Raw genomic sequence first — 13,580 nt, 5'->3', positions numbered from 1 at the left:
ACAGACATCCTGTTATTTCACGAAACCTTTCTGCTTCAGATAATCAGCAGCCACTTTTTTAGCGTCCAGTCCTTCCACCGCAATGCTGGCGTTCAGCTGTTGCAGCGTTTTCTCATCCAGCGAAGCAAATACCGGTTTTAACCAGTCGTCCAATTCCGGATACGCTTTCAGCACCGCTTCGCGCACCACTGGCGTAGGGGCATAAATAGGCTGCACGCCTTTTGGGTCGCTCAACGTTTGCAGGCCAAGTGCCGCCACCGGGCCATCCGTTCCGTAGGCCATTGCGGCATTTACGCCCGACGTTTGCTGTGCAGCAGCTTTAATGGTGACCGCCGTGTCACCACCCGCCAGAGACAACAATTGCGGCTGCTCGAGTTTAAAACCATAGGCTTTTTCAAACGCCGGGAGCGCATCAGAGCGTTCAATAAATTCAGCAGAAGCCGCAAGTTTGAATTCACCACCCTTTTTCAGGTAAGCGCTGAGATCGTCAAGCGAAGTCAGTTTGTTTTTCTCGGCCAGATCTTTGCGAACCGCGATGGTCCAGGTGTTATTGGCGGGAGCGGGAGTCAGCCATACCAGATGATTTTTCTCGGCATCAAGTTTTTTAACTTTCTCATAACCCTGTTGCGCATTTTTCCATGCCGGATCTTTTTCATCTTTGAAGAAAAATGCCCCGTTGCCGGTGTATTCCGGGTAAATATCCAGCTCGCCTGCGGTAATGGCCCCGCGCACGACTGGTGTGGTTCCCAACTGGACTTTATTGACGGTTTTGACACCGTGGCTGTCCAGCACCTGCAAAATAATATTACCGAGCAGTGACCCTTCGGTATCAATTTTAGAACCCACTTTCACCGGTTCTGCGGCTTGAGCGCCTACCGCCAGTAACACTAATCCTGTCATACCCCAACGCGCTGATAAGTTCATCGTACTTCCTCGTTGTTGTTCTTTGCTTAAAAATCATGGAGTCGCAAAAGTTTAGTCGAGAATTGAGGAATGGGAAAACTGGTGCTGGAAGTGAGAAATCTATCTGGCTCTTTTGCCCAATAAAAGAGGCCACCTTTTCACAGTGGCCTTTTATCAAAGTAACGACTTAAAGCTTATTTCAGTTCAAACTCGCTCTGTTTCACACGAGCAGAATCCAGCCCGATGAACACATTGAATTTGCCAGGTTCAGCAACGTGCTTCATCTGTGCGTTCCAGAACTTCAGCGCCTCAATGTCAATCGGGAAGCTCACGGTCTGGGTTTCGCCTGGTTTGAGCGTCACTTTCTTAAAGCCTTTCAGCTCTTTAACCGGGCGGCTCATTGATGCGGTGACATCCTGCAAATACAGCTGAACAACGGTTTCGCCTTCACGGTCGCCGGTGTTTTTCACTTCAACAGAAGCTTCGACTTTGCCATCAGCTTTCATTGATGGCGCTGACATTTTCACATCAGAAACCGTGAACGTGGTGTAGCTCAGGCCATAACCGAATGGGAACAGCGGGCCATTTGCTTCATCAAAGTAACGAGAAGTGTATTTGTTTGGTTTTTCCGGATTGTACGGACGGCCAGTATTCAGGTGGCTGTAGTAAACCGGGATCTGCCCGACAGAGCGCGGGAAGGACATCGGCAATTTGCCTGACGGGTTGTAATCGCCAAACAAAATATCGGCAACCGCGTTCCCGCCTTCGGTGCCGCTATACCACGCTTCCAACAGCGCATCGGCTTGTTGGTTTTCTTTGACCAACGCCAGCGGGCGACCGTTCATCAACACCAGTACCAACGGTTTGCCGGTCGCTTTCAGCGCGGCAATTAAATCGCGCTGGCTTTGCGGCAGCACAAGGTCGGTACGGCTAGAGGCTTCGTGTGCCATGCCTTGCGCTTCGCCAACAACCGCCACCACCACATCGGCAGATTTCGCGGTGTTAACCGCTTCGTCGATCATCTCTTTAGCTGAACGAGGATCAACGCTCACCGCAGGTTCGTACTGGTTCAGGAAGGCAACGATGTCTTTTTCATCAGTGACGTTAGCACCTTTAGCGACCACGATTTTGGCGTTATCGCCCACCGCATTTTTGATACCCTGCAACACAGTGATGGTCTGATCGGCCACACCCGCCGCAGACCAGCTACCCATCACGTCGCGCTTGCTGTCAGCCAGTGGGCCAACCACGGCAATGGTGCCTGATTTTTTCAGCGGCAAGGTTTGTAGGCGGTTTTTCAACAACACCATGCTTTCGCGGGCGACTTCGCGTGCTTCTTTACGATGCAGGCGGCTTTCGGCGTTGGTATCTGCCGGGTCAGATTCTTTCGGCCCTAAGTGGCTGTATGGGTCGTTAAACAGCCCCATGTCATACTTCACGTTCAGCACGTGGCGCGCGGCATCATCCAGTTCTGCCATCGGTACCTCACCGCTTTTCACCAGCTCTGGCAAGTATTTGCTGTAGTACTCATCGCTCATACTCATGTTGATGCCGGAGTTCAGTGCGACACGCACCGCATCTTTCGGGTCACTCGCCACACCGTGCTTGATCAGTTCTTTAATCGCACCATGGTCAGAAATAGTGATGCCTTTGAATTTCCACTCATCGCGCAGCAAGTCTTTGAGCAGCCAGCTGTCAGACGATGCAGGCGTACCGTTTAATGAATTCAGCGCAACCATTACGCCACCGCTGCCCGCATCCAGCGCGGCTTTGTACGGTGGCATATAGTCGTTGAACAAGCGCTGGGTGCTCATATCAACCGTGTTGTATTCCTTGCCACCTTCTACTGCGCCATAAGCGGCGAAGTGTTTGACGCTGGTCATTACCGAATAACGGTCTGCTGGGCTTTTGCCCTGCATCGCTTCAACCATGGTGCGGCCCATGATCGAGGTCAGGTAAGTATCTTCACCAAAGCCTTCAGAAACACGGCCCCAACGTGGGTCGCGTGACACATCGACCATCGGTGCCCATGTCATGTTCAGGCCATCATCAGCCGCTTCATAGGCAGAAACTCGGCCCACTGTTTTCACCGCTTCCAGATTAAAGGAAGAAGCTAAACCGAGGCTGATTGGGAACACGGTACGTTGGCCATGCACCACATCATAGGCAAAGAATAAGGGAATTTTCAGACGGCTGAGATCCATCACCTGATCCTGCATGGTGCGGATATCGTGACGGGTTACGGTGTTGAAAATCGCCCCAACCTGCCCGTCTTTGATCATCTCACGAATGGCTTCTTTCGGGTTATCCGGCCCGACGCTGATTAACCGCAACTGGCCGATTTTTTCGTCAGTGGTCATTTTTTTCAGCAAATCGGTGACGAAAGCGTCACGGGCTTCAGGCGTTAATGGGTGCGGGCCAAACATTTCATTAGCCAGCGCGGGTTGCAGCGCAAGGCTAACTGCCAAACTTACAGAACAGAGCCATTTCATCGACATTACTCTCTTGCTCAAGCCGCCACGCGGGGCAGCACGAAGTGTTAAGAGGTGCAGTGTGCCACAACGACACAGTGGTAAGAAGAGCGGTTCCGATGTTATGTGCTGATTTTCCGAGCGTTTCGGAAGAATCATTAGTGAATTGCAAGCTATGCTTGAAGGCGTCACTATTTTCACAAGGAGTGGATAAATGTCTAACCCGTTTATTAATGAACTCAATCGCCTGGTTGGCAACCAACATGTATTAACCGATGCAGCCAAAACGGCACGTTACCGTAAAGGTTTCCGTTCCGGCCAGGGCGAGGCGCTGGCGGTGGTTTTCCCCGGCACGTTGCTGGAGTTATGGCGTGTGCTGAGTGCTTGTGTCAGCACGGACAAAATCATCCTGATGCAGGCCGCCAATACCGGTTTGACCGAAGGCTCAACCCCAAATGGCAACGATTACGATCGTGAAATTGTCATTATCAGTACGCTACGTCTGGATAAATTGCAGTTGTTGGACGGCGGAAAACAGGTGCTGGCATTCCCTGGCAGCACGCTATATCAACTAGAAAAAGCGCTTAAACCGTTGGGGCGTGAACCGCATTCGGTGATCGGTTCGTCGTGTATTGGCGCATCGGTGATTGGCGGAATTTGTAATAACTCCGGTGGTTCGCTGGTGAAACGCGGACCGGCCTATACCGAAATGGCGCTGTATGCGCGTATAGACGAGCAAGGCAAATTAACGCTGGTCAACCATCTGGGTATCGACCTCGGCGTGACGCCCGAACAAATCCTCGGCAAGCTCGATGACGAGCGAGTGAAGCCAGAGAATGTGCTTCACGACCAGCGCCAGGCCTCTGATAAAGATTACGCCGAGCGCGTGCGAGATGTGGATGCCGACACGCCATCTCGCTTTAACGCTGACCCAAGCCGTCTTTTTGAAGCTTCAGGCTGCGCCGGGAAACTTGCCGTTTTTGCGGTACGCCTCGATACCTTTGTTGCCGAAAAGCAAAACGAAGTGTTCTACATCGGCACCAACAAACCAGAAGTGCTGACGGAAATCCGCCGCCATATTCTGGCTAATTTTGAAAACCTGCCGGTGGCGGGCGAATACATGCACCGCGATATTTACGATATCGCCGAGGTATATGGCAAAGACACGTTCATGATGATCGACAAGCTCGGCACCGACAAAATGCCGCTGTTCTTTACCCTGAAAGGCCGCACCGACGCGTGGATTGAAAAAGTCCCGTTCCTTAAGCCGCACTTCACCGACCGTGTGTTACAGCGTCTGAGCAACTGGAGCCCGAACCATTTACCGCCGCGCATGAAAGAGTGGCGTGGAAAATACGAACATCATTTGTTGTTGAAGATGTCGGGCGAAGGGATTGCCGAGGCGCGCAACTGGCTGGAGAGTTATTTCCAGCAGGCTGAGGGTGGCTTTTTCGTCTGTACGCCATCCGAAGGGGCGAAAGCGTTTTTACATCGTTTTGCCGCTGCCGGTGCTGCGGTGCGTTATCACGCGGTTCACGCCAGTGAAGTGGAAGATATTCTGGCGCTGGATATCGCTCTGCGCCGTAACGACCAGCAGTGGTTTGAGCAACTCCCACCAGAGATCAGCAGCCAAATCAGCCACAGTCTGTATTACGGCCACTTCATGTGCCATGTCTTCCACCAGGATTACATTGTCAAAAAAGGGGTTGATGTCCATGCGCTGAAAGAGCAAATGCTTGAGCTGCTACGCACGCGTGGCGCGCAGTATCCGGCTGAGCATAACGTCGGGCATCTCTATGAAGCGCCTGACAGCTTAAAGCAGTTTTATCAGGCAAATGACCCGACTAACAGCATGAACCCAGGCATTGGTAAAACTACGAAGCACAAATGGTGGGAGGAAGCATCCTGTAGCCATACGCACCACCACAACCCTCATTAACTGTTGCCGTCAACCACCAGACCAGGGGCTATTTTTCGTTGGTTTTTCGTACTAAATTAAAATTCCAAAAAGTGGTGTGACCTTACGCCACTTAAATTTTTTTGCGTACAGGAGCGGGAGATGTCAGTGCTCGAAACAGTACCGAGTGTAGGATTACATGTTCGCGACGCCAGCGCCGATGATATTCCGGCCATCACCGCCATTTATGAATGGCATGTTCTGCATGGGCGCGGCTCTTTCGAAGAAGAGCCGCCAACACGTAGCCAAATGGCTGAACGTCTTAACGCAGTTCATGCCCTACAACTCCCGTGGTTGGTCGCGGTATATTGCGGAATTGTGGTGGGTTATAGCTACGCGACAGCTTATCGTCCACGCCCGGGGTATCGTTTTACCATTGAAGACTCGGTTTATATCGACGCCAGTATGACGGGCAAAGGTGTGGGTCGTGAGCTGTTAAGCCAGCTGATTACCCGTTGCGAGCAGGGGCCATGGCGGCAAATGGTGGCGATTATTGGCGATGGTGAAAACAATTCAGGTTCATGCCGTTTGCACAAAAAACTCGGTTTCGAAGTGGTTGGGCAACTACGCAATGTGGGATTCAAGCTTGGCGGCTGGCGTGATACGTTGATTATGCAGCGCCCGCTTAATGATGGGGACCGGACGCTGCCATTAAATTAGGGTATTGCTTTAATCGTCCTGAGCATTGCCCGCAACCGTATTGCTCGCCATTTGAGCAGACTTCTGCTTTTTATACGCCAGCGCTGATGAAGGCACAGGCGTCACTTTGCCCGTTTCCATCCAGTTGCGTAAACGGTTTGCATCGGCAAAGTGGGTATATTTGCCGAAGGCATCCAACACCACCAGCGCCACCGGGCGGTTATTAATCATAGTGCGCATCACCAGGCAATGTCCGGCATTGTTGGTAAAGCCAGTTTTAGTGAGCTGAATGTTCCATTTGTTGTTGTAAACCAAATGGTTGGTATTACGGAACGGCAGCGTATAAGCCGGATTGGCAAACGTCGCCATATCTTCTTTGGTGGTGCTCAACTGGCCAAGCAGTGGATATTGCTTTGATGCAATCAGCAGTTTGGACAAGTCACGCGCCGTGGAAACGTTTTGAATCGACAATCCAGTCGGTTCAACGTAACGGGTGTGCGTCATACCCAGGGATTTGGCTTTCGCATTCATCGCGCGAATAAACGCGTTATAACCGCCAGGATAATGATGTGCCAGACTCGCCGCCGCGCGGTTTTCTGAAGACATTAAAGCCAACAACATCATGTCTTTACGGTTAATTTCACTTTTCAGACGTACGCGAGAATAAATCCCTTTCATTTCAGGCGTTTGGCTGATGTCGACGCTGAGCATTTCATCCATCGGCAGCTTCGCATCCAGAACCACCATCGCCGTCATCAGTTTGGTGATCGAGGCAATCGGGCGCACCAGATCGGGATGGCTGGAATACAAAATTTTATTGGTTTGCAGATCGACGATCATAGCACTGCCAGAGGCTATTTCCTGTGTGGAACTCACCTGTTGTACGGTGGCTTTAGTCGCAGCCTGAGAAGCGAGTGGTACGGCAATCATCAGCGCAAGGCTGAGCAACGATAGTCGAATTTTTGTCGGCATGGTGGCACTTCTGTAATTATTCAAGAATGTGATGTGTCCATCGAATCTGTTCACAGAACGTATGAATAGATGAGGCGTCAGCATAATACTCTGACGCCCCGGAAAACTGCCACAATTGATTCGTAATAAAATAGTTACCCACCGTTTAGAACAAACGGTATCCGTAACCCCACAAGATAACACTCAGCGCTAACAGGACTTCAAGCACCAGTACACCAATGGCGAGCGTTGAGCTAGAGAAGCTCATCCCCTCTTCTTTATTGATGCCAAGGAACTCGGGCACACCGACATACAGCAGGTAACCGGTGTAAACCAGCGCAGCAGCACCCACCAGAACACACAACCACACCAGCGGATACAGCGCCACAAGGCCACTTAAAAACAGTGGGGTCGCCACATATCCAGCAAACACCATGCAACGAGCCAGTGACGGGCGATGTGGATAGTTACGAGCCATCCACCACATGACACGCCCCATCACGGCGACACCAGCCAACATCAGTGCATAAAACAGTACGCCTAAATAGAATCCGGTAAACATCGACAATTGAACGAAGGTGCCGTCACCAAAATTCCAGCCAATTTGGGTTGTGCCGATAAACGCACAGATAACCGGAATGGCCGCCATGATTAACACATGGTGAGTGTAGTGATGCGATACCGTTTCGTTCTCGCGTTTTATATTCTGCATTTCACGATTAGGATGGGAAAAAAGCCCCCAGACATGACTCATAACGCCTCCTGACATGCCAAAAAAAATCGATTAAGCACAGTCAAAGTATAATGCACAGCGGCTTGATTGTTTTTTAATCAGATAAAAATAACTGGGGAAACGGAACAACATCTCCAACGGTCACAACCGCTATACTGAGGCTGTACAAAAACAAGGAATGACATTTAACACTGTGGATATTACTCAACTGATTGCGCATTACGGCTACGCCGCTTTGATTTTGGGCAGCATGGCTGAAGGGGAAACGGTAACTCTGCTGGGGGGGATTGCAGCACACCAGGGGTTGCTGAAATTTCCGCTAGTGGTTCTGTCCGTGGCGCTCGGCGGCATGATTGGCGACCAACTGCTGTATCTGGTTGGCAGGCGTTTTCGCGGTTCCATTCCTGCACGATTTCAAAAACACAAAAAGAAAATCATTAAAGCGCAGGATCTTATCAACCGTCACCCTTATTGGTTTGTCATCGGATCGCGCTTTATGTATGGCTTCCGGGTGATCGGGCCGATTTTGATAGGTGCCAGTCACCTACCTCCGCGGATCTTTTTGCCGCTCAATATCGTGGGCGCATTAATTTGGGCAACGCTTTTTACCACTCTGGGGTATATGGGCGGCGAAGTTGTTGGCCCGTGGCTGCAAAACCTGGACCAACATATAAAGCACTGGATTTGGTTGGTCGGCGTAGTTGCGGTGGTGTGGCTGGTGCGTTACTGGTTCAAACGCCGCGAGAACAATAAGTCAGGTTAACTTTTCGGTTTGAAATGAGGGTTAGCGAACATAAATCCGCCGTCGACGATAAACGATTGTCCGGTAGTGTAGCTGGCGCTGTCAGAGCACAACCATGCGACAAGACTGGCAATTTCTTCGGTTTCGCCAGCTCGCCCTAATGGGATCTCAGGAATTTTGCTTTTGACTCCGTCACCTTCTCCCATGTTGTTCATCGGCGTGGCAATAGCGCCGGGTGCAACAGCGTTGACCAGAATTTTATAATGCACCAGTTCCATCGCCATGGATTTGGTTAACCCGCCCAGCGCATGTTTTGCTGCCGTGTAAGCGCAGGCTTCAGGAAGCGGTGTGTGCTCGTGAACTGAGGTAATATTCACAATCCGCCCGCCATTGCCCTGGGCTATCATGGCGCGCACCACTTTCTGCGAGCAGATAAATGCGCCGTCTACATCCACAGTGAACAGCCCGCGCCATTCCTCCAGGGTGACATCCAGGAAAGGGTTTTTACTCATCGCCCCGGCATTATTCACCAGCGCGTCCACACGCCCGAAACGCTCAATCAGCTCATCAATTCCGGCTGCGCCATCGGGAAGATGGGCTAAATCAAGCTGAACAGTTTCCGCTCGCCGCCCAAAACCGTTGACCTGACGCGCCGTGTCTTGTGCGCCCTGCTCGTCTGAATGCCAGGTGATGCCGATATCATAGCCCTGCTGTGCCAGCATAAGCGCACATTTTTTGCCAATACCGGAATCCGCTGCTGTGACAATAGCCACTTTGTTAGCCGCGCTCATCACCACCTCCAGACGATCTTTTAACCAGGATGTAAGTATAGGAGACGGTGGATAACGCTGACGCTTATCCGCCCTACAAAACCGAAACCGGTCGGGCAAGCGCAGCGCCCCCGACATAACCCAGTGGCTATGCTTTCCCTGCCTGATACCCCCCGCCTAAAGCAGAGATCAACTGAACATCGGCGTTAAGCCACTGGCCGTGCAGCTGGATGGCTTTTGCCTGTTCAGACAAATCCGGCAAGGTCGCTGCACTCATCCGCGCACCAGAAATGATCCCCGCTTTGTAACGAGCCTGCGCCAGAGCTTTGAGTTTTTGCGTGCCTTGCAAAATGGTGCGCTGATGCTCGTTTTCCGCCGCAACCGCATTCAGTTGGCTGGCGGCTTTTTCAACATCATTTACCGCACCAACCACCGCTTTGTTGTAGCTGGCAATGGATAAGTTACTTTCTGCGCGCACAATATCGAGGTTGGCGTTCAAGCGGCCACTGTCAAAAATAGGCAGAGTAAAGCCGCCAATCACGCCCATTTGCTGGGCTGAACCACGGAACAAATCACTCAAATGAAGCGCATCATTTTGCAGGAAGGCACTGAGGTTGACGTCAGGATAAAACGCGGCTTTGGCAGCATCGACACTGCTGAGCGAAGATTCGATGTACCAGTGCGCTTCCTGAAGGTCAGGGCGGCGAGCCAGCAGCTCATAACCCATATGGTCCGGCACACGGCTACTGACTTTAGGCAACGGGACAGATTTAATATTTGCAGCAGCATGCGCATCACCGGTTATCGCGGCGAGTTGTGATTTGGCGATATTAATGCGCCCGTCGATGTCATCAATCTGCTGCTGGGTTTTCACGAAATCGATATTGGATTCGACATCGTCAACTGACGAGTTAATCCCATGAGCGTACAGATTGGTTTCGACATTAACGATATTCTTCTGTGCCGCCAGGGTTTGCTGTTTGACATCTTTTAACGCCAGCAGGGTTTGCATATCCCAATATAAGCGCACAACATTGGCAGAAATCACCTGTTTGGCCTGGGCAAGTTCAGCCTGTTTCGCTCTCATGACGCCTACTTTCGCTTCCACTTCCGAGCGATTTTTGCCCCACAAATCCAGATCCCAACTAGCCGTCAGCCCAAAGTTACCGTTGGTGTAATAAGGCCCGGTGGTGCCGGCCGCCGGGTCAGTCAGAGCAAATGGCCCCATCACCCCTTCCTGGGACATTTTCTGACGCTCGATATTGGCTGAGAAATCCATTTGCGGGCCGTCACTCGCTTCCTGCATTTGCGTCTGGGCCTGCGCCAGCCTGATGCGCTGCTGCACAACGGCCAAATCCGGCGAGTCTTTCAGCGAACGTTCAACCAGCGTATTAATCTGGCTGTCATGATAATCACGCCACCAGTCACTGCCCGGCCAACCGTGCGCCAGCTCAGGAGGAAGTTTGGTATCCAACTGTTGTGGAGGTGTTTTTTGAGCAAGGGGGGCATCGTCATTGTGCATTGGCGCGCAGCCAGACAAAACGAGCATTAGCGCAACGCCAGTCGCCGCGAGAGGGAAACGTGAGGAAGTCATAATTAGCCACAGAGTAAAAGAAAGCGCTCAGGTTACGCATTCCAAAAGGCAAAAGTTTAGGTATCAGTGGCAATACATTGATGGTTAAAAAGGGATACAATTTGAAACTAGTTTATCTGCATTACTATTACCAGGATAAAAATATCACAAGCAAGTATCACTATAGTGATTAAATTTTGACAGGGCTTCACCCTTCCACCCGCTTGCGCTCAGCACTCGGCGTTACGCCAAAAACTTTCTTATACGAGGTGGTGAAATGGTTGCTGTTGGCAAAGCCACACAAAAAAGCTACTTCGGTGATCGTCATGTCGGTTTCTTTGAGCTTGACTCGCGCCGAGACCAGGCGCAGGCGTTTCAGATAGTTTTCCGGCGTCAGCCCCGTCACCTCTTTAATATGCCGTGACGTGGTACGTTGAGTCAGGTGAAACTGATTTGCCAGTTGCTGCCAGTCAATCTCGTTAAAGCAGTTTTCTTGCAAATAACTGAGTAACTTATGCAGTTTGTAGCGGGTATTGCTGTATTCAGCCTGCGACTGCGCATAAATGATTTGCGTCACTAAGGAAAAAAACAGCGACTCTTTTAAAGCCTGATTGTCAGCCCCCGAACTCTGCTGGTGGAAAATGTCGTTAATCAGCCGTTTGCACTGTGCTTTAGTCTCCGGCGTAAGCCAGCCGTAATTTGCCGCCGTGTTGCCCGCAATACGGTTCAATAATTGTTCTATTCCGGTTAAATAAACAAACTCCAGCTGCGGATTAATTAAAATATTGATGAGCTTTAAGGTGCCCAATTCATCGTAAAAATGAACATCGTTCTCGCAAATAAAAAACACATCGCCCTGCTGGATAAAAATCGGCTTGCCATTAATCACATGCAGGCCGTGCCCTTCCTCAACAATCACCAGTTCCTGAAAGCTATGGCTATGCTCGCAGTTGTTGTCTTCCGGGTCGCTGGCATAAAGAGAAAGCTTGGTCTGCTCATCGGGAAAATACTTACTGACTTCTAACTTATTAATCATTACGTTCTCGCAAAACCCACCACTCTGGACTGTGGGAAAAATAAAACACTCCGGCCTAAATAACGATCCCGATTTTTCAAATTGTGACAACCAACCACTGCACCCCACTGAAAATGCCATTCACTAACAATTACTGGCAGCCTGAGAATAGATGAAAAACAGCGTTGCCCTCTAAACTCGGCTCATTGCTTCATCATTAAGGGCTCGGTATGTCACAGGCATTGCAGAAAAATGGTCATCTAAAGATGGTTCGTCATCCACCTATGTTGGCCAAAGCACAGGAACTCATTCCTGAACTCTATCACCATGATGTTCTCCCCCAGGCGATGATTAGCGCGCAGCCGGATGCGCAGCAAATTCACGGTTGGCGAGCGGATGTCGTGAACAGCACAGAAGATTTCTTCCAATACGATTTCGCGCAGGGCGAGCACGTCATTATTGATTTCGGCAAGCATTGCGTCGGTTACCTGGAGTTTACCTGCGAAGCGGTCGGCAGCCCGCCAGATGCTCCAGCGCATCTGCAATTTATCTTTGGTGAAACGCTCGCAGAAGTGGTTGAGCCTTTTTCTGAATATAACGGTTGGTTGAGCAGCAGCTGGCTCCAGCAACAGGACTGTTATCTGGATGAATTGCCAGGCCATACGCGACTTTCACGTCGTTACTGCTGCCGCTATCTGCGCATTAACGTTCTGGCGCTGTCACGCAAATTCCAGCTGCGTTTTACCTCTCTGAAGCTCGATACCGTCACTTCCGCGTCGCTTGCCACCCTACCCGCCTGCAAGACCGCGGATCTTCAGTTAAAACGCATTGATGAGGTGGCCGTTAACACCCTGAAAAACTGCATGCACGACGTGTTTGAAGACGGACCAAAACGCGACCGCCGCTTGTGGCTCGGTGATTTGCGCCTGCAAGCGCTGGTGAATGATGTCACGGTGCAAAATTACTCCCTGGTCAAACGCTGTCTTTATCTTTTCGCTGCCATGACGCGGGAAGATGGCATGGTGTCGGCGAATATTTTTGTTAAGCCGCAGGTCATTGCTGACGATACTTTCCTGTTCGATTACGCACTGTTTTTTGTCGATGTGCTGCAAGAGTACGTCGCGGTGACTGATGACAGCGAAACACTGGCGCAGCTTTGGCCGCTCGCCTGGCGGCAAATCGAACTGGCCATGGAGCGAGTCGCCGAAAACGGTATCGTACGTGACAGCAGCGACTGGTGGTCATTTATTGACTGGCACGAAGACCTCAACAAGCAAGCGGCGTCTCAGGGGGTGCTGATCTACTGCCTCAACAAAGCCTTAATGCTGGCGCGAACTTATGACAGCAGCAAAGTCACCTGGCTTGAAGCACAGATTACGACGCTGAAAAGTGCGGCACTGCGCGAACTTTGGGATCCACAAAGCGGCTTTTTTGTCAGTGGTGAATCGCGACAAATTTCCTGCGCTTCGCAGGTCTGGCTGGTGTTGGCAGATGTCGGTACGGCGGAAAGCCAACGCCAGTTGTTAGCCAATCTGTTAACTCATCCACCGGAAATTCAGATGAACACGCCCTACATGATGCATCATTATGTCGCGGCGTTGTTGCAGGTGAATGAGCGAGAGCAAGCCACCCACGAGATCAAACGCTACTGGGGGGCGATGGTGGAGCACGGAGCCGATACATTCTGGGAGCTTTTTGATCCACTACAGCCTGATTTTTCCCCTTATGGAAGCAAGCTCATCAACAGCTATTGCCACGCCTGGAGCTGCACTCCTTCGTGGTTCATTAGAAAGTACCTACTGTAAAACAACAACGTCGAGAACCTA

11 protein-coding genes are annotated in these 13,580 nt (G+C 51.0%); 4 read left to right on the top strand and 7 right to left on the bottom strand.

The genetic code is table 11. The annotated features are described in order from the left end of the window. Positions 1 to 12: 12 nt before the first annotated feature. Together EC843_RS14595 and bglX are read right to left on the bottom strand one after the other, a co-directional pair. Positions 13 to 924 carry an ABC transporter substrate-binding protein gene (locus EC843_RS14595; protein WP_064548412.1) on the bottom strand — a complete coding sequence of 304 codons (912 nt, stop codon included), beginning with the start codon at positions 922 to 924 and terminating at the stop codon, positions 13 to 15. Between the two features lie 173 nt (positions 925 to 1,097). Next, entirely contained in the window at positions 1,098 to 3,395 is a 2,298-nt protein-coding gene (gene bglX / locus EC843_RS14590) for a beta-glucosidase BglX (RefSeq protein WP_121815664.1), read from the bottom strand. Positions 3,396 to 3,588: 193 nt separating this feature from the next. Between bglX and dld the strand changes: the two genes are divergently transcribed. Both dld and EC843_RS14580 read left to right on the top strand, forming a co-directional pair. Then, positions 3,589 to 5,313, top strand: a complete 1,725-nt coding sequence (dld, locus tag EC843_RS14585; RefSeq protein ID WP_133522465.1) for a D-lactate dehydrogenase — start codon at positions 3,589 to 3,591, stop codon at positions 5,311 to 5,313. A gap of 120 nt (positions 5,314 to 5,433) precedes the next feature. Further along, positions 5,434 to 5,991, top strand: coding sequence for a GNAT family N-acetyltransferase (locus EC843_RS14580; RefSeq protein ID WP_064548434.1), 558 nt, complete (start codon positions 5,434 to 5,436; stop codon positions 5,989 to 5,991). A gap of 9 nt (positions 5,992 to 6,000) precedes the next feature. Here EC843_RS14580 and pbpG read toward each other — a convergent pair whose 3' ends face one another. Beyond that, complete coding sequence (pbpG, locus tag EC843_RS14575) at positions 6,001 to 6,942, bottom strand: D-alanyl-D-alanine endopeptidase (RefSeq protein ID WP_064548436.1); 942 nt, start codon at positions 6,940 to 6,942, stop codon at positions 6,001 to 6,003. 145 nt (positions 6,943 to 7,087) lie between these two features. Then, complete coding sequence (locus EC843_RS14570) at positions 7,088 to 7,675, bottom strand: Yip1 family protein (protein ID WP_064548438.1); 588 nt, start codon at positions 7,673 to 7,675, stop codon at positions 7,088 to 7,090. 172 nt (positions 7,676 to 7,847) lie between these two features. Between EC843_RS14570 and EC843_RS14565 the strand changes: the two genes are divergently transcribed. Continuing rightward, positions 7,848 to 8,417, top strand: a complete 570-nt coding sequence (locus EC843_RS14565; RefSeq protein ID WP_064548440.1) for a DedA family protein — start codon at positions 7,848 to 7,850, stop codon at positions 8,415 to 8,417. Here EC843_RS14565 and EC843_RS14560 read toward each other — a convergent pair. The 3 genes from EC843_RS14560 to EC843_RS14550 all read right to left on the bottom strand — a co-directional run bounded on the left by EC843_RS14560 (position 8,414) and on the right by EC843_RS14550 (position 11,775). After that, complete coding sequence (locus tag EC843_RS14560; protein ID WP_064548442.1) at positions 8,414 to 9,187, bottom strand: SDR family oxidoreductase; 774 nt, start codon at positions 9,185 to 9,187, stop codon at positions 8,414 to 8,416. The two genes, EC843_RS14565 and EC843_RS14560, sit on opposite strands and share 4 nt — an antisense overlap. A 127-nt stretch (positions 9,188 to 9,314) precedes the next feature. After that, entirely contained in the window at positions 9,315 to 10,760 is a 1,446-nt protein-coding gene (gene mdtQ / locus EC843_RS14555; RefSeq protein WP_133522464.1) for a multidrug resistance outer membrane protein MdtQ, read from the bottom strand. 187 nt (positions 10,761 to 10,947) lie between these two features. Beyond that, positions 10,948 to 11,775 (bottom strand): helix-turn-helix domain-containing protein, encoded by an 828-nt coding sequence (locus EC843_RS14550; protein ID WP_121813995.1) that lies wholly within the window; start codon positions 11,773 to 11,775, stop codon positions 10,948 to 10,950. 209 nt (positions 11,776 to 11,984) lie between these two features. Between EC843_RS14550 and EC843_RS14545 the strand changes: the two genes are divergently transcribed. Beyond that, entirely contained in the window at positions 11,985 to 13,559 is a 1,575-nt protein-coding gene (locus EC843_RS14545; RefSeq protein ID WP_133522463.1) for a family 78 glycoside hydrolase catalytic domain, read from the top strand. The last annotated feature ends 21 nt before the right edge of the window (positions 13,560 to 13,580 follow it).

This window comes from Buttiauxella sp. JUb87 (assembly GCF_004361975.1).
In the GTDB taxonomy this organism is placed as follows: domain Bacteria; phylum Pseudomonadota; class Gammaproteobacteria; order Enterobacterales; family Enterobacteriaceae; genus Buttiauxella; species Buttiauxella ferragutiae.
Note: the sequence above shows the minus strand (reverse complement) of the source record. Positions and strands in the feature narration are given on the sequence as shown.